The sequence below is a fragment of the Proteus sp. G2673 genome, from assembly GCF_009915125.1.
GTDB classification, from domain to species: Bacteria; Pseudomonadota; Gammaproteobacteria; order Enterobacterales; family Enterobacteriaceae; genus Proteus; species Proteus penneri.
On record NZ_JAABLT010000022.1, the window covers coordinates 125,249 to 141,430 of the forward strand.

Annotated in this window: 26 protein-coding genes; all 26 read left to right on the forward strand. The window is 42.0% G+C overall.

Annotation, left to right across the window (positions count from 1 at the left end; translation table 11 throughout):
* Positions 1-9 precede the first annotated feature (9 nt).
* The 26 genes from GWI59_RS12920 to GWI59_RS13040 all read left to right on the forward strand — a co-directional run bounded on the left by GWI59_RS12920 (position 10) and on the right by GWI59_RS13040 (position 16,176).
* Complete coding sequence (locus tag GWI59_RS12920; protein WP_004250541.1) at positions 10-186, forward strand: hypothetical protein; 177 nt, start codon at positions 10-12, stop codon at positions 184-186.
* Positions 187-188: 2 nt separating this feature from the next.
* Positions 189-422 (forward strand): hypothetical protein, encoded by a 234-nt coding sequence (locus GWI59_RS12925; RefSeq protein WP_036895390.1) that lies wholly within the window; start codon positions 189-191, stop codon positions 420-422.
* Positions 419-1,222, forward strand: coding sequence for a DNA adenine methylase (locus GWI59_RS12930; protein WP_049219165.1), 804 nt, complete (start codon positions 419-421; stop codon positions 1,220-1,222). Before GWI59_RS12925 ends, GWI59_RS12930 begins: the two co-directional genes overlap by 4 nt.
* Positions 1,223-1,232: 10 nt before the next feature.
* Positions 1,233-1,571 (forward strand): hypothetical protein, encoded by a 339-nt coding sequence (locus GWI59_RS12935; RefSeq protein ID WP_134999986.1) that lies wholly within the window; start codon positions 1,233-1,235, stop codon positions 1,569-1,571.
* Between the two features lie 77 nt (positions 1,572-1,648).
* Positions 1,649-2,242: a DUF1367 family protein gene (locus GWI59_RS12940; protein WP_004250549.1), complete on the forward strand. Its 594-nt coding sequence runs from the start codon at positions 1,649-1,651 to the stop codon at positions 2,240-2,242.
* 11 nt (positions 2,243-2,253) lie between these two features.
* Positions 2,254-2,565 carry a Ref family recombination enhancement nuclease gene (locus GWI59_RS12945; RefSeq protein ID WP_087726621.1) on the forward strand — a complete coding sequence of 104 codons (312 nt, stop codon included), beginning with the start codon at positions 2,254-2,256 and terminating at the stop codon, positions 2,563-2,565.
* Positions 2,553-3,083 carry an antiterminator Q family protein gene (locus GWI59_RS12950; protein WP_049210189.1) on the forward strand — a complete coding sequence of 177 codons (531 nt, stop codon included), beginning with the start codon at positions 2,553-2,555 and terminating at the stop codon, positions 3,081-3,083. The genes GWI59_RS12945 and GWI59_RS12950 overlap by 13 nt, the downstream gene beginning before the upstream one ends.
* A gap of 272 nt (positions 3,084-3,355) precedes the next feature.
* Entirely contained in the window at positions 3,356-3,676 is a 321-nt protein-coding gene (locus GWI59_RS12955; protein WP_161724832.1) for a hypothetical protein, read from the forward strand.
* Between the two features lie 88 nt (positions 3,677-3,764).
* On the forward strand, positions 3,765-4,034 hold the full coding sequence (locus tag GWI59_RS12960; RefSeq protein ID WP_036895369.1) for a hypothetical protein: 270 nt from the start codon (positions 3,765-3,767) through the stop codon (positions 4,032-4,034).
* Positions 4,034-4,504, forward strand: a complete 471-nt coding sequence (locus GWI59_RS12965) for a lysozyme (protein WP_161724834.1) — start codon at positions 4,034-4,036, stop codon at positions 4,502-4,504. Before GWI59_RS12960 ends, GWI59_RS12965 begins: the two co-directional genes overlap by 1 nt.
* The gene (locus tag GWI59_RS17455; protein ID WP_192940827.1) at positions 4,486-4,644 is read left to right on the forward strand and encodes a hypothetical protein; all 159 of its coding nucleotides are present in this window, start codon (positions 4,486-4,488) and stop codon (positions 4,642-4,644) included. The genes GWI59_RS12965 and GWI59_RS17455 overlap by 19 nt, the downstream gene beginning before the upstream one ends.
* A gap of 2 nt (positions 4,645-4,646) precedes the next feature.
* Entirely contained in the window at positions 4,647-5,048 is a 402-nt protein-coding gene (locus GWI59_RS12970; RefSeq protein ID WP_049213693.1) for a hypothetical protein, read from the forward strand.
* Positions 4,966-5,190, forward strand: coding sequence for an Rz1-like lysis system protein LysC (lysC, locus tag GWI59_RS17725; protein WP_080974784.1), 225 nt, complete (start codon positions 4,966-4,968; stop codon positions 5,188-5,190). The genes GWI59_RS12970 and lysC overlap by 83 nt, the downstream gene beginning before the upstream one ends.
* 556 nt (positions 5,191-5,746) lie before the next feature.
* Positions 5,747-6,766, forward strand: a complete 1,020-nt coding sequence (locus GWI59_RS12980) for a terminase small subunit (protein WP_161724837.1) — start codon at positions 5,747-5,749, stop codon at positions 6,764-6,766.
* 122 nt (positions 6,767-6,888) lie between these two features.
* Complete coding sequence (locus tag GWI59_RS12985) at positions 6,889-7,299, forward strand: hypothetical protein (protein WP_161670942.1); 411 nt, start codon at positions 6,889-6,891, stop codon at positions 7,297-7,299.
* A 223-nt stretch (positions 7,300-7,522) separates the two neighbouring features.
* The gene (gene terL / locus GWI59_RS12990; RefSeq protein WP_161724840.1) at positions 7,523-8,920 is read left to right on the forward strand and encodes a phage terminase large subunit; all 1,398 of its coding nucleotides are present in this window, start codon (positions 7,523-7,525) and stop codon (positions 8,918-8,920) included.
* 3 nt (positions 8,921-8,923) lie between these two features.
* Positions 8,924-10,426 (forward strand): phage portal protein, encoded by a 1,503-nt coding sequence (locus GWI59_RS12995; protein WP_161724843.1) that lies wholly within the window; start codon positions 8,924-8,926, stop codon positions 10,424-10,426.
* A gap of 16 nt (positions 10,427-10,442) precedes the next feature.
* On the forward strand, positions 10,443-11,177 hold the full coding sequence (locus tag GWI59_RS13000; protein ID WP_237611929.1) for a phage head morphogenesis protein: 735 nt from the start codon (positions 10,443-10,445) through the stop codon (positions 11,175-11,177).
* Positions 11,174-12,436, forward strand: coding sequence for a DUF2213 domain-containing protein (locus GWI59_RS13005; protein ID WP_161724845.1), 1,263 nt, complete (start codon positions 11,174-11,176; stop codon positions 12,434-12,436). The genes GWI59_RS13000 and GWI59_RS13005 overlap by 4 nt, the downstream gene beginning before the upstream one ends.
* Positions 12,436-12,933: a structural cement protein Gp24 gene (locus GWI59_RS13010; RefSeq protein WP_161724848.1), complete on the forward strand. Its 498-nt coding sequence runs from the start codon at positions 12,436-12,438 to the stop codon at positions 12,931-12,933. The genes GWI59_RS13005 and GWI59_RS13010 overlap by 1 nt, the downstream gene beginning before the upstream one ends.
* On the forward strand, positions 12,933-14,000 hold the full coding sequence (locus GWI59_RS13015; RefSeq protein ID WP_161724851.1) for a major capsid family protein: 1,068 nt from the start codon (positions 12,933-12,935) through the stop codon (positions 13,998-14,000). The genes GWI59_RS13010 and GWI59_RS13015 overlap by 1 nt, the downstream gene beginning before the upstream one ends.
* Positions 14,001-14,069: 69 nt before the next feature.
* Entirely contained in the window at positions 14,070-14,411 is a 342-nt protein-coding gene (locus GWI59_RS13020) for a hypothetical protein (RefSeq protein WP_109372837.1), read from the forward strand.
* 2 nt (positions 14,412-14,413) lie between these two features.
* The gene (locus tag GWI59_RS13025) at positions 14,414-14,845 is read left to right on the forward strand and encodes a DUF4054 domain-containing protein (protein ID WP_161724853.1); all 432 of its coding nucleotides are present in this window, start codon (positions 14,414-14,416) and stop codon (positions 14,843-14,845) included.
* Positions 14,845-15,303, forward strand: a complete 459-nt coding sequence (locus tag GWI59_RS13030) for a hypothetical protein (protein ID WP_161724856.1) — start codon at positions 14,845-14,847, stop codon at positions 15,301-15,303. The genes GWI59_RS13025 and GWI59_RS13030 overlap by 1 nt, the downstream gene beginning before the upstream one ends.
* Positions 15,303-15,674: a phage collar protein gene (locus GWI59_RS13035; protein ID WP_020945484.1), complete on the forward strand. Its 372-nt coding sequence runs from the start codon at positions 15,303-15,305 to the stop codon at positions 15,672-15,674. The genes GWI59_RS13030 and GWI59_RS13035 overlap by 1 nt, the downstream gene beginning before the upstream one ends.
* The gene (locus GWI59_RS13040) at positions 15,661-16,176 is read left to right on the forward strand and encodes a phage gateway protein (RefSeq protein ID WP_161710374.1); all 516 of its coding nucleotides are present in this window, start codon (positions 15,661-15,663) and stop codon (positions 16,174-16,176) included. Before GWI59_RS13035 ends, GWI59_RS13040 begins: the two co-directional genes overlap by 14 nt.
* Positions 16,177-16,182: the final 6 nt, after the last annotated feature.

Genomic DNA, 16,182 nt, shown 5'->3' on the forward strand with positions numbered 1-16,182 from the left:
GGCAAGACCATGACAATTAAAGACTCTCTTACTCACGAATCTCTCGTTCGTGATAATCACCCTATATTACCCGACGATGGGTTAGACCATACACAGTGTCATATTGATCGCCTCCATGCATCAGCAAGAGCGAGAACAAAAGCACCTTATCAACCTAAGGTTAAACCACAAAAATCGACGAGGTAATTATGTCTAGGCGTTCTTATTTGCCTGATGATTTACCTCACAATCGAGCTTTGTGGCCAGAAGAATATCGCGAGTTAGAACAACTTGATTTATTAGCTAGTCGATTAATTAGACAGCTTAAAAATCAAAAAATACATAGAACGCGAGTGTTGGTGGAAATTGAAAAGTTGACTGAGGTACATCGGGAGTTTTTTAGAGATAGGTTGAATTATTGGCGTGAGGTAATGAAAGCATGAGTAAGCATCAAATTAAACACCCCGTGATCCGTTATCACGGAGGTAAATTTCGTTTAGCAAAATGGATATTAAGTTATTTTCCAGAGCATCGTTGCTATGTAGAGCCCTTTGGTGGAGTTGCTAGCGTCTTAATGCAGAAAGAACGTAGCTATGCAGAAATATATAATGATCTAGATAGTGAAGTTGTAAATCTATTCAAGGTATTAAGAGATCCTGAATTAAACATTAAGTTACAAGAGGCTTGCTTACTTACTGCTTATTCCCGTGACGAGTTTATGTTAGCTAAAGAGTTTATTGATAATCCATTAGAGAGAGCTAGACGTATGGTTGTTCGCGCTTGCATGGGGTTTGGTTCTGCTTCTGGTTTAAACGGTAACTCGGGATTTCAGTCTGATAGTAAACGTGAATATTCAATCTACTCACATTTGTGGGCTAAATATCCTGAAAACTTATCTGCAGTTTGTCAGCGTTTGCAGGGAGTCATTATTGAAAATAAGCCGGCATTAGATCTGATTAAAAAACATGACGCCACTGATACTCTATTTTATTTAGATCCTCCATATATGCCTGAAACACGAGTGAGTGGTAATCGTTATTACAACTTTGAAATGACTAATGGGCAACATCATGAGTTACTGCAAATTATTAAGTCTGTTTCTGGAAAAGTAATTATCAGTGGCTATCACTCGAATTTATATGATGATGAATTATCAGGCTGGAGAAAAGTAACCAAAGAGGCTCGTATTTCTGCCGGTCGTGGTACCAAAATTCGTACTGAATGTTTGTGGATGAATTATTGAGGTAAGATCAATGGCAAAAACAGTAGCAGAACGTAAAGCGGAACAACGTAAACGGCAGAAAGAATTAGGTGTAACTAAAATTGAATTGCTTGTAGATAATCAAGAATTGGAAATGATAAAGCGTAATTGTGTATTGCGCATGCCTGGTCGAGAACCGTATGGCATTATTGAATACCTACAGATGCTTATTCGGAAAGATGATGCTGAGTATAAAAAGCAAGTAGAGAAATTATCTAAACGTAAATGTAAGCGTTGTGGTGATATATTACCTATTCAGCAATGTTGTATGTCAGGTGATTCAGAATGTTGGGTCACTAGTGGATACAAAGAGTTGAAACTGGTTATCTAACTCAACCTATTGTATTATTACAGTATTGGTCTGAACACCCAATCCTAAATATTTGCTGTGTCAACTGAGAGTCAAGTATGGCACAGCATAGCTTTATCAAAATGTCTAACGATACTCTTGTACCGGCTAACCCTGTTACGAGAGATTTTCTGCATTCAAAAATCAAGTGTGGTGATGTGCTTTCAGCTAATTTTAAGAAAGCTCGTAACCCTCGATTTCATCGTAAATACTTCGCATTACTCAACTTAGGCTATGAATATTGGGAACCAGTTGGCGGTACCATTTCACCTGAAGAAAAAGAGCTTGTGCGTGGTTACATCACATTCCTTTCATATTACACGGATAATGCTGACGCACTCTTATCAGCATCTGATATCTATCTAGAAGAAGTCGCACAAAAACGTGCGCAAAATATCTCAGCAACAAAATCATTTGATGCTTTTCGCTATTGGGTTGTAGAGCAAGCCGGTTATTACGACACGTTTGAAATGCCTGACGGTAGTTTACGTCGTGTCGCTAAATCAATCAGCTTTGCAAATATGGACGACTTAGCATTTAGCGAACTTTACAAAGCCACACTCGATGTGCTTTGGAATTTTATCCTTCGTAAACAGTTCCCCACTCAAAAAGCTGTAGAAAATGCAGTATCTCAATTATTAAGTTTCACGTAGAGGCAAGACCAATGATCAAATCAAAGACCAAAGAAGAAAGACAGTGGCTATCAGATGTAGCCGAGCTGGGTTGTATTTGTTGTCGCAATATGGGGTTTGGAGCCAGTTTAGCGGAAATTCATCATGTTAGAACGGGGCAGGGAATGGCACAACGGGCTAGTCATACAGATGTTTTACCACTATGCCCGCCACATCATAGGGCGTGTTATGAAACCGGCTTTCATGCATCACCTAAATCATGGCAAGAAATTCATGGTAGCGAGATTGAGTTATTAGAACAGACTAAGCAAGAAGTAATGGAGTTACGAGCATGTCGAGTATAAAGAGCATATCAGATGGGTTAAAACTTGATAAAACACGAGAAGCTTGGCTTCAAAATTGGTTAACTCGATTTGGTACATGGGTACATAGCGGACGTATAGATAAACGACAGAGTAGCATGATCGCTCAATTTATGGAAAGAGTAGAACGACGTGATTATCCGTATAGGCCTACGTGTAGTGATGAAGATGGTCTACTTATTCAGAGAGTTGTTGACAGTATATATCACATAGATATTCAGGCATTTAATATGTTACTTAGTCGATATGCTTTTTGTGCATCGGATAGAGCTATAGCTCGTCATTATCATAAGAATAGTGAACCAAGAATAATGGCTCGTAGAAATGGCATGTTAAGAGAAAGAAAGCCATCTATGTCTACATGCCGTAGAGAGGTAGAAGAAATATTAAATGCTGTTGAATATTTATTATACCAACCTCTAGTAGATGCATTTAAAAATAGAGAAAAAGAGATGATCGAGAAGCGAAATAGCAAAAACGTGTTGACATCTTTGAACTAATGAGCCACTATTTCAAGGTAAGTTGCCTTTTTTGTAACTTCACCAACTAACCCAGCCTAAGCGCTGGGTTTTTTGTATCTAAAACAGATAAGGCTTGCTGTTTCCTTTGTTCAGTAAAGTTAAATCGCCGCGTTCTTGGGGTTGAACTTGAGAAAGAGCGATTTGAACAAACCAAGTTAGAGATAGAGCAGAATAAACCGCGCCAATAGTTGTAGTGGTATACAACAGCTTGCCTGAGCTAAATCAGGCATTAATTTTTGTTGAGGCCATGCATGCAAATACCTACAGAATTAGTATTTAAACCCGCTAGTGAGTTACCAACCGAAGATTTAGATGGTAGAGAAGTCATTATTATCAATCCTTGCGATGGTTGGCACCTTGGCGTTATCCGCGTAGAAAGAGATGGTGATTGGGTTCATATAGGTATTCATCCTTGGATGGGAGCAGAAATGACACCTCATGATTTTTATACTGTATGGGCACTTTTACCTAACATTTACGACATTAGTCAAAAATATGATGGGGAACGATATATGAATCGTTACTGTTGTATTTGTAAGCGAAAAGATCATTCAACGGCAGAACATAAGTAGTTAGTTGTCACTACAGTGTGGCAACTCCTCATTTTTAATCTCATTTCCTCATAATACAAACAACTCGGACACTCCGTAGGGGGTGTATATGCGCATGGACAAATTAACCAATGCTACCTACGGAACGGCTGGCTTAACTGCCTTTTTTGCAAGTCTCTCACTTTATGAATGGGGATTTGTAATAGGGATGGGATTCAGCATGCTCCTTGGATTAGCAACTTATCTGATGACATGGCGAGAACAACGGAAACGAACAGCGTTATTTGCTGAATTAGTTCATCGAAATTGTTCTAGCGATCCGCAAGACATAGAAAAGATAGTTGGTGAAATACTGACTAAAGCTAAAAAGGACATTTGATGAACCTAAAACAAAAGGTGACAGCAGTTGCAAGTGCTGGTGCGGTAAGTATTGCAATAACAGTGATTGGTTACTTTGAAGGTGTGCGTTACGAACCTTACCGAGATGTTGCTGGGATCCTGACTGTTTGTTATGGCCACACTGGAAATGACATCATTCAAGGTAAGACATACACACAGCAAGAATGTGATGAGTTACTGCAGAAAGACTTTATTAGAACGCAACAGCAAGTTGATGTCCTGGTTAAAGTACCACTGGATGATAAAACAAAAGCCTCTTTATATTCCTTTGCTTTCAATGTCGGCACCACGGCTTTTGCACGCTCTACATTGCTCAAGAAATTAAATGCAGGTGATCAGTATGGTGCCTGTGAAGAAATGAAACGCTGGATTTATGCAGGTGGAAAGGTATGGCGAGGGTTAGTCAGTCGTAGAGAGGCGGAGTCAGCACTATGTCATGGAAACCTTTAATCATCATTGTCGGTTTTATCCTTGCACTACTCATCACTGTTGCTGGTGGCATTTATCTCTCAATTGATAATTCATGTGTTAATGATAAAGCCAGTTTAGAAAAGCGCTGTCAGGTAGCTCTCTCACATCATCGGTACTAATTATGAAGCTAGGCGAAACAACAGTGTCCGTTGGCATTATCTTGGTGATGATCATCTGCATTGCGTGGCAAAGTAACCATCTTGATAAACTGAGTAAAAGTATTACTAAGTTAGAAAAAGATAAATTATCACTCACTGAACAACTATCACGTCAAAACTCAATCACAGAAAACGCCAACCGAACATTCAGGATTATCAATAATGTCTCATCAATTAATAGTGACGCCCGGAATAGGTCGGTCGTGGATTCTGAAAAAGTTAAAACGGTTATCAAAACTGTTCTTGTCAATAATGATTGCGCCAATACTGCTATTCCTAGTGATGCTCTTATCAGGATGCACGACTATTCAGAAAGAATACGTGCCAGTGGAGCACATAGCGATACCAGCACACCTAACCGCTGATTGTCTATTGCCATACATACAAGAACAAATGACATGGGGAGAATCATTAATGTTAAACATTTCCCTGTTATCGGTTATTGAGCAATGTAATTCAGACAAGAAAGCAATACGGGAAATTGAACAACAACGAGCTTCGCAATAGCGGGGCTTTTTTATTATCAAAGGAACAAAAAAACAGGATTACATTAGAACGGAGTGTGTGAACTAAAAAAAGCCCTACGTAGGGTACGAGGGCAAACTAACAAGATATCAATTAAAGTATAGCGATGTTTACTTAGTATAGCTTAGGTAAATATATATACCAGATTGATTATTCTTATCTATCTCCTACCTAAATAAACAGCGCAATATAAAAATAACCCTGTGAGTTTGATTTCACAGGGTGGCTGAATTTAAGCAAAAAATAAATACATATTAATCATACTGCTATTTTTATTTCGTGCCAATAGAAGAAAACGTAGCGTTGTCGTTGTCTCCTATGTTAGCCATGACCTGTTTTATTCTCGACAGATAGCGCATAGTGAGAGTCAAAAACAATGAATACCACCATTTTGTTATTTTTCGGTCATTATCAGCAACGTCAGCTGTAGGTAGAAGAAAGGGCGTGACAACCGGAGAGACGAGTACAATTCATAAGAGTCAATCACAAAGCCTATTTTAACGAATGGGCTTTTTAATAGGCTAAGGAGATAAACACAATGGCAAAACCGGATTGGGGGATGCTACAACAACAGTTCCTCGCCGAACATGCTATAACAGGAATATCCCCTAAAGAATGGTGCGAACTAAAGGAACTAAACTACGCAACAGCACGACGATATATCAAAATATCCAGTGCGCAGAATGCGCAAAAAACTGCGCACAAGAAATTGCGCACTGCGCAGAAAAAAGAAAGCGCAAAAGAGCCAATGCGCAATAGTGATATATCCACTGCGCAGAGTAATGAATCCAGTAATGCGCATGATGATCAAAACACCTTTAGTCTGCGCAATTACGGGCTTACTGAGTTACAGGCTAAATTCGTTAATGAATACCTTATTGACCTAAATAGGACTGCTGCATATAAGCGTGCTGGTGGTAAATGTGAAGGAAATACGGCATACGCAAGCGCAAGTCGGATGTATAGAAATGTTAAGGTTAATCGGGCAATCACTGACGTATTAGCAGAACGGGAACGCAGAACAGAGATAACCCAAGATGCCGTATTAAAAATGTGGTGGGATATCGCAACGGCAGACGTTAACGAGTTGACCGAATACCGACGATTATGTTGCCGTCATTGCTGGGGCTTTGGTTTCAATTATCAGTGGCGTGATTCAATAGAGTTTGAAGATGCTATTAAAAAAGCAGTCGTAGCAAAGAAACCGCCTCCACAAGATGTGGGAGGCTACGGTTACGATGAAACATTAGATCCAAATCCTGATTGCCCTCGTTGTAATGGTGCTGGTATTGGGCGTGCGTACTTTCATGATACGCGTGACTTAACAGGGCCAGCTCGTCGAGTATTTGCTGGCGTGAAAGAAGGGAAGTTTGGTGTTGAGGTTATTACTCGTAATCAAGATGAAGCGCTTAAGATGGTTGCACAGCATTTAGGTATGCTAAAGAACAAGACAGAATTAACGGGTGCAGATGGTGGGCCTATTCAAACAACAGGAATTGATTTAAGCCACCTAAGTTTCGAGCAACTTATGCAATTAAGAGTAAAATCAAAGCAGTAAGATTTTAGTCAGTGTGATATAACAACATATTTAAATATTGCATCGAGCAGATAGGGAATATGTCTAAATATCGATTTTATGCATTGTATTTATTTACTGTTCTTTTTTTAGGTGGATTATTTATGAATCAATCTGTTGCCATGTCTAATGAGTCACCTGAAATTTTGGTTAGACAATTTCAACAAGATTACATGGAATGGAATGACTACGCATTTAGCCTTATGGGTTCGAAGCCTGATGAGTATACGGAGTTAGCAGATAAGGCGTGGCGTAGGCTATTAACTAAATACACATTACCTGATTTTGTAGGAGAACCCATTGCATTTGGTTCTGAATCAAGTCATGACCCCAAAAAAGAGAAAATATTGTCGGTAGTAAAGAGCACTAACAATATCACTGTTGTCACAACGCAATATATTGTACCTGATGGTTACTCACCTATTTATGAATATTATTTAATTTTTCAGGATGGGCGATGGTATTTAACGCAGGTTTATTTTGTTGATGAAGGGCAATTATATCCTGGTCTGTAAATAGTATAAATTATACCAATTATCGTTCTATTTAACATAATGGTTCTAATGCGATCCTTCACTTTTGAACTCAATCAAAAATACAACTCAAACCATTAAAAGTAGCAATCTTCTTTCTGTTTAATCTCTTTTTTATTGTTAATCAATTGTTATCAAAAACATGAAAATCATTTCGTGCCAATTACGGCATGAAAGGGGTGTTTTTGTCACTTTAGGTATCTCTATGGATGTCAATTTCGACTTGTTTGATGAAGAGGTCAGGAGAGAGATAGCTAGGCGTAGTTTGCATGAATTTATTCAGTATATAAACCCTGAGTACATTACAAGCCACTTTTCAGAAACGGTATGTGATGCGCTCGACCAGTTCTTGATTGATATGATGGCAGGTAAGCGCCCTAAATTAATATTAGGGGCACCGCCACAACACGGTAAATCTGATATTGTTTCGCGTTACCTACCAACCTATTTCTTTGGTAAATACCCAAATATGCGTGTCGGTGCGCTGTCGTATTCCTCAGATTTAGCCGGTGATATGAATACCGATGTTCAGCGCATTATGATGTCCGATGAATATCGTGTGCTGTTTCCTAAAAGTTGGTTAGGCAATAAGCCTGAGAACGGCATTGCAGTTAAACGTAATTCTGATGAGTTTGGTCTTGCCAACCACAAAGGAGGCTATGTTTGTGCGGGGGTAGGTGGCCCATTAACGGGTAAGAAAGTTGACCTCGGCATTATTGATGATCCGATAAAGAACTCGAAAGAAGCGCTTAGCCAGACTGTTAAAAAATCAATTTGGAACTGGTACGTTTCGACCTTTAAGACCCGCTTATCAAAAAACAGCGGTGAAATTATCATGGCCACTCGATGGGCAACTGATGATTTGTCTGGTCAATTAAAAGAAAAAGCGCCTGAAACCAAGGTGCTTGCATTCCCTGCAATCAATGAGCGAGGGGAAGCACTGGTACCAGAGTTACACCCAATTGACAAACTCCTTGAGACAAAAGCAATCATTGGTGATTACTTCTGGTCTGCAATGTACCAACAATCACCTAAGCCGGGTGATGGTCAAATTTTCCACGAAGAATTTGCTCAGTACTATCTACCGAAAGACCTACCAGAAAAATTCGATAAGGTTATTCATAGTTGGGATATGACCTTTAAAGATAGTGACGGTACTGACTATGTGGTCGGGCAGGTATGGGGCAAGAAAGACGCAAATGCTTATTTACTGTATCAAATTCGAAAACGCATGAGCTTTACTGAAACCTTAAAGTCAGTGAAATGGTTAGCCGAAAAATTCCCTGAAGGACGACGCAAGCTGGTGGAAGACAAAGCCAATGGCCCTGCTGTAATCGACTCTCTCAAATCAACCGTATCAGGGTTAATTCCCGTCGAGCCAGATGGTAGCAAGGTTGCTCGTGCTCATGCGTGTACCGCTGAATGGGAGGCTGGCAACGTGTGGCTTCCCCACAAAGACATTGAGCCGTGGATTGTCGAAACTGTGGAGGAAATTACCACATTCCCATTTGCTGGCCATGACGACACAGTGGATGCCATGACGCAAGCATTACGCGATTTATATCAGAAGAAAAAAGGCAGTTTCTTCACAACTAGGAGATGATCTATGTGGTGGCCGTTTAAGAGGCGAAAAACAGAACCACTCGCACCGGTTAAACGGTCAGCATTCACAACTGACTTATATCCTGCGCTGGCGCGAGAACGAGGCTTTGATGGGATTGATTTACCGCAACCCACAATTGCAGGTGTCGCGATGGATAGTATTGATAGCTATGTGCCCTCATTTAAAGGTGAGCAGGTTTACGGTGTGCCAGAGTCACAGGCCTCATGGTATGCCTCACAAATGTTTATCGGCAACAATATGTGTGCAGTTATCGCTAAACACTGGCTGGTGGATAAAGCCTGCAATATGCCCGCACGTGATGCGATACGTCAAGGCTACGATATTGATTGTGATAACGACGATGATCGCGCTATCAGTAAAAAGCTCCGTAAACGCGATAAAAAATACCGCATTACACATCAGCTTAAAGAGCTGGTTCACTTTGGGCGCGTGTATGGCGGTCGTTTAGCGTTATTTGTTGTTGAGACATCAAACCCGAAAGAGTGGTATGAAAACCCGTTTAATATCGATGGTGTGACCAAGGGCATGTACAAGGGGATTAAGCAGATTGATCCACAATGGGTAACTGCTGATTTAACGGACGCCAATGTTCAAGATCCTGCCAGCATGGATTTCTACGAGCCAACCTATTATGTGATTGGTGGGCGTAAGTATCACAAGTCTCACTTTATTAAGTTTGTGCCGTTTCCTGTACCTAACGTGCTTAAGCCAATGTACAACTACTTTGGCGTATCAGTGCCAGAACGTATTTATGAGCGTGTCTACGCTTCAGAACGTACCGCCAATGAAGCACCACAACTGGCAATGACCAAGCGTTTGCTTACGATGGGGATTGCAGATCCAGAAAGCGCTGATAAGGATATTATTCGCGAAAATATGCTTTATTTTATGGAGATGCGCGATAACTACGGTGTGCAAATGACGGGCAGTGAAGATACGGTTCAACAGTTCGACACCTCATTAGCGGATTTAGATGCCACGATTATGACGCAATATCAGCTGGTGGCATCGGCTTCCAATGTACCCGCGACAAAGCTATTAGGCACTACACCGAAAGGCTTTAACTCAACAGGGGAATACGAAGAGGCTAATTACCGCGAAGAGCTTGAGAGCATTCAATCAAACGACCTTGAAGAGCTATTACAGCGTCATTACGACATGTTAATGCGTAGCGATGGTTTACCTGTGACAGAAATCTCTATCACATGGGCACCACTTGATAGCCCAACGGCTGTTGAGAGTGCGGATATTGAGCTTAAACAAGCACAAGCCGATTCAGCTTATGCAACAACGGGGGCGATTGATGGGTTAGATATCCGCAAGAAACTGGCCAGTGATAAAGCATCTAGCTATTACGGCATTGAAGTGAACGAGGCAGATTATGTCGAGGCGAATACGAGTACGAACGAAGCGAGCGCAATGGGCAACCTCTCGCCAAGCAGTAATGAAAGGGAAGCCCCTGCAGTATTCGGTAGCGCCCTCTAGTCGTTATCAAGGTGACATGTCACGCCTCATTAATTCAATGGTTAAAGACTATGAAAAAGTGTTTAGCGAATTAAATGACGACTTTGAAGGTTTTACGATGGATGCCAGCTTTGCCAGTCAAACACGCATCTGGCTTAATCGGCTAAAACGTAAATGGGATAAGATTTTCAAACAAAAATCCACAGAGATTGCAGATAAATTTGTTTCCCAAGTCGATATAGGAGCAAAGCGTAATTTAGATAATTCTCTTAAACAGTTGTCAGGGGGGATCACCATCAAAACCCCAGATATGCCCGAAGCTCTGAAAGATAAAATCATTGCCTCTACAGCTGAAAACGTATCGTTAATTAAATCCATTCCACTGCAATTTCATCAACGTATTGAAAGTGTTGCCTTACGCTCTATCAGCCAAGGTGGTGAGGGCGCAAAGACGCTATTAGAGGAAATTCGGCATACTGGCAGTGTGACAGAGAAAAGGGCGAACTTTATCGCTGTTGATCAAACACGAAAGATTACGACAGCGGTTAACTATGAGCGCATGAAATCTGCAGGTATTCGTAAAGCGGTTTGGCATCACTCTGGTGGAAGTGCTGAGCCTCGTGAATGGCATATTAAATTGGACGGTGAAGTGTTTGATTTAGATAACCCACCGATTATTGATCCTAAAACGGGAGAACGAGGATTGCCCGGACAATTACCAAATTGTAAGTGCTTCTGGACACCCGTAATAGATTTCGGTGAGGAGACATGACAAAGCGACAATATGATTTAAACGGCTGGCTGGAAGTCAAAGATAACCCCATCTCTAAAGTTGGGGTTTTTGATTATTTAGGGTTTGAGATTGGCGCACCGATACCCGAAAAGATTTACAAGGTGTATCGCCCACAAGAAGAACTGGCCAGCACAGAGACAATTAACTCCTTCAAATTAATGCCCTTTGTTGATGAGCATGAAATGTTAGGGAAAGACGGCACACCCGCAGAGACAAAGGGGATACAAGGGGTAATCGGGGAGCGAGTCTATTTTGAATATCCCTACCTCAGAGGCAATATCAAAATCCTGTCTAATTCAGCGCTTAACCAAATTGATGGAGGGAAAATTGAATTATCTCCGGGCTATCGCTGTATTTACGATTTCACACCAGGCGAATTTAACGGTGAACGTTATGACGCCATACAACGGTATATTAGAGCCAACCATCTTGCGTTAGTCGATGAAGGGCGCACCGGCGCTGATGTTGCTGTACAAGACCATTCCGTTATTACCATAGACACTAAGGAACTTATTCGCATGAATCCTGAAGATGAAAACAAAGACAAACCAACCACTGATGAAGGTGCCTTTACGCCCGAGCAATTGGAAGCGTTAAAAGCCATTATCAAAGAAGCAATCACCAGCGCTAAACCTGCGACAGACGATGAGCCAGACGATAAAGATAAGTCTTCAACTGATTCAGACCCTGACGAAGAGCAGAAAGCAGAAGAAGCCGTGGAAAAAGCTGAAATTGCCACAGAAGAGGCTGAATCTGGCGAACCTGAAGCCGTAGAGAAAGCCGAAGTCGCCATTGAAGAGGCAGTCGAAGCGATTGAAGAAGCCAAAGAGCATCTTGACCAAGCAACTACCGATGGCCTGCATCGTCGTTTAAAACGCTTAAACCGAAGCATGACCGCCATGGACGAAATGGCATCGCTGAAACGTAAAATTAAACGATTAGAGAAAGCAAAACCGGCAATGGATACGGGGGAGTTACTCAAACAAATCGGTGCGCGTGATGCGCTGGCGCATAAGTTAACGCCGTTTATTGGTGTGTTTGACCACTCTGCTATGACTCAACAACAAGTCGCGGAGTACGGTGTTAAAGAACTGGGTATTCAATGCAGTAAAGGCACCGAAGCCATTGCTCTTGATGCTTGGATGCAAGGGCGTGTGCCTGACTCTCAAAAGCCCAGTTCAACAATGGACTCTGCAGTGAGCAATAAAACAATTATGGATAAATGGGGAGCTAAATAATGGCAATTCCTAAATCAGTAGCAGATGGCTTAATTTCTGGTGTTGTCGGTGAAATTAGTCATGCAGGCCCTATTCGCGCTGTTTCAGCCATTCTCAGTTCAACGGATGAAAAGCTGAATATTTTCGGTCGCGCTTATACCTACAAAGATGATTCAGTGGAATCCGTTCAAGTAGGGGGTAAAGGGGCATTTGCGGGGATCATGATTAACCCTAAAGCCTATCGTATCGAAGAAGCGTTCGCTCGTAACGGTACGCAGGGCGAATTCCTGACAATGGGGGAAGTTTTCGTTGAACTAAAAGAAGTGGCAGGAAAAATCAACGCACCGGTTGTGTTCGATGAAGCTGACGGCTCGCTATCTTCTAAAGCCACTATTAGTGCTGGTGATCGTGTTATTGGTTTTATCAGCCGACACCTTGAATCCACAGAAAGTGCTCACTTGGGCATTATTCGTTTAACAGAAATCCCATATCCAGTATCTCCAAAGGAAGGTGAATAATGCCAGTCAGTAACATTAAATTTCACATGTCTGGCCGTGATGTCAAAAAACATGGCCAACTGAATATTAACCCTGACCAGAAATGGACATACGGAGAATTAGCACAAATCGGCTTTGGTGGTTTTTCTGCGATGGACTCCGCAATTAGCGGTGGTGCAATGCAGGGTGGTTTAATTCAGCGTGAAATGTTGCAACACGTTTTGCCCGGTGTTATTCGTACCGCTACGCGTGTTCGTGTGTTGGATGAAATCACCGGTATCGTCAATGCGGGTGAATGGCATGATGAAGAAATCATTCTGAATGTGGCGACACCAATTAGTAAAGCCGAGCTTTATGGTGACCATACCAATGTGCCATTAGCGTCTTATGCGCAAGACCAAGAACGCCGTGGCCTTGTCCGCTTCGAATCAGGTTTTCAAGTGGGTAAATTAGAAGAAGCGCGCCAATCGTCTGCAGGCTTTGTTGCGATGGAAGAAAAGCGTAATTCAGTGACTGAATCATTAGAGCAAAGCCGTGAGCGCGTAGGTTACTACGGGTTTAATAGCCCTGAAACGCGCGTCTTTGGTTTGATGAATGAGCCTAACTTACCCGCCTATGAAACCGCAAAAGGCAAATGGAAAGGGGGAACATTTGCGGATATCACTGCCGATATTACTGATATGTTCTCGCGTATTGAAACGAGCTCTGGCGGTATTATTAAAGATGACACACCAATCACTTTAACATTGCCGTTGGGCTTTCGTTCTGTACTGAATGTGGCTAATCCGGTGGCACGTGGTGAGACAGTCAAACAATGGATAAATGAAAACTATCCCAATATGCGTCTGGTTTTCTCTCCTGAATTTGTTGGCGCAAATGGTGGGGCTGATGTGGCCTATATGTTCGCAGATAGCATTGATGATGGTTCAACGGCAACCAGTGCGTCGATCCTGCAAGTTGTGCCTGTGAAATATCAGTTATTAGGTTCACTCAACCAAATTAAAGGGTATATGGAAGATGCGACCAATGCGACTGCAGGTGTATTTGTGACCCGTCCGTGGGCGGTGACACGCTTAACCGGCATCTAATCTTACCACTTCTCTTTTTGCGCCCTCATTTGAGGGCTTTTTTATATCCAAACAATAGGAGAGCACTCCATGCCTCTTTATGCATATTGCACCTTATCGAATGACCAGAACTATACCGTGAGAGACGGGAAAGTGTTTATTGCCGGTCAAGCGAACGTAATGACCAAACACATGTACACACCACGTGGCCGTGTGACAGAAATTTCTGACGAGCAATACAAACAGCTCAAAGAAAATCACGTTTTCAATCTTCATTGTGACAATGGTTTTATTACTGTTGAGCATCGCAAAGAAGATCCTGAAAAAGTCGCCACAGATATGGAAGCCAGCGACCAATCAGCTCCTGACACACCTGAATCATTAGAGGCTGAAAAATTAGACGTTCCTAAAACCAACAAAAAAGGTAAGTGATCATGGAGACGAGCACATTTCCTTTAACATCATTCCGTGTGCTCTATCCGCAGTTTAACTCTGTGGGTGATGATGAAATATTTATCATTGCTCAATCTGCGTTGAACTATTTCTCTGCCTGTAAGGGTGTTTGTACTAACGAGCTGTGGATGCTCGTTGTTGCACACATGCTAACACTCAGAAAAATGATTGCTGATGATGAGTCGCCCACAGGTGTTGTGACGAGTGTAACCATTGATAAGGTGAGTGTGTCATTTACGGCACCCCCTGCCGGTTCGGATTGGTCGCACTGGTTTAAAATGACCACCTTTGGCCAGCAGTTTCTAGCACTGATTAAGCGTTGTAGTGTACCTCAATATTTTGGTGGTGGCGGTGAACGTTCAGCTTTTCGGGGTGTAGGTGGGCGATTTACGCGAAGAGGGCGATTACGTTAATGACTAAATTAGCGCAATTAAAAGCGGTTTATGATGAATTGGCTAAAAAGCGATTAAGTGTTGGTTTCTTTGAACACGCAAAATATCCCGATGGAACACCGATTGCTTATGTTGCCTCTATTCAAGAGTTGGGCTATCCCGCCGGTGGCATTCCTCCTCGCCCATTTTTACGTCCGACCATGAATGACAAAAAGCAGGATTATAGTCAGTTAATTTTTCGAGCAGTGAAAGCGTCTGTTAAGGGCAATATCACGCTGGATAATGGGCTGGCACAAATTGGTGCGACGGTGGCGGGCGATGTGAAAATGGCAATAAAAGCAGTCATAACACCGGCACTGGAGGAGTCAACCGTTAAAGCAAGAGCACGTCGCCATAGCAAAGGTAAGGCCACCGATAAGCCGTTAGTCGATACTGGCCAAATGCTTCAAGCGGTTAGTTTCGCAGTGGAGGATAAATAATGTTTGGTAACTTAAATCGTATTGCTTCACGTTATATTCCACAGCAAAAGGTGCTTTGGTTTCGATTTAAAGAACGGGCACCCGATGAGCGAGGGAATGACCAAAATTATTATTATGATCCGATAGAAGTTCGTGGCAGTTGGCAAGCGGTCGATACCCAAGATGTTCAATCAATGGGATTAGATACGAGCCAAGTGTACCGACGCCTATATACCTCTCATGATATTAAAGCTGTGCAACGAGGTACATCTCCTGATTTTCTTGTATTCAATGGTCGAAAATATGATGTGGTGGGTGATGCAGACTGGTACGAACAAGATGGCTGGAAATCGGTGATCTGTATCGAGGCGGGTACTTATGACGGATTATGAGGTTGATGTTGCTATTCGCAAACAACTCTTGTTGCAGTTAAAAGAAGTCGGCATTGGGATCCCCGTTAAATCCGGTTTCCAATCTACCAAGCAAGGCCGTGAAGATAACATGGTGATGTTTTTTCCCATCAATGAAAGTGGCCACGGTTGGCAGAGCCGAAAATATAATGTTCAAGGCAATAAAGCTAATCACCAAGAAAACCAGTTATCTGAAAAAACGTACCAAGTTCAGGCTTTCGTTACCCAGTTAGGCCATTATTCAGCGAGTGATATTACCGCGATTGTCAGAATGATCGCCAATTCATTGCCCTTTGTTGAAGCTCTCCGCAAACAAGGCATTGGCGTTCAGCGGGCAAGCGGTATTCGAACACCTTATTTTCTGAATGACCAGGGCAACTACGAACAAAATCCCTCATTTGATTTCAATGTGACATTTAATCGCACACTTCATCCTGATACAGACGCCGTGAGTGCGTTGTATCCCGATATCTATCGTATTTAAGGAACG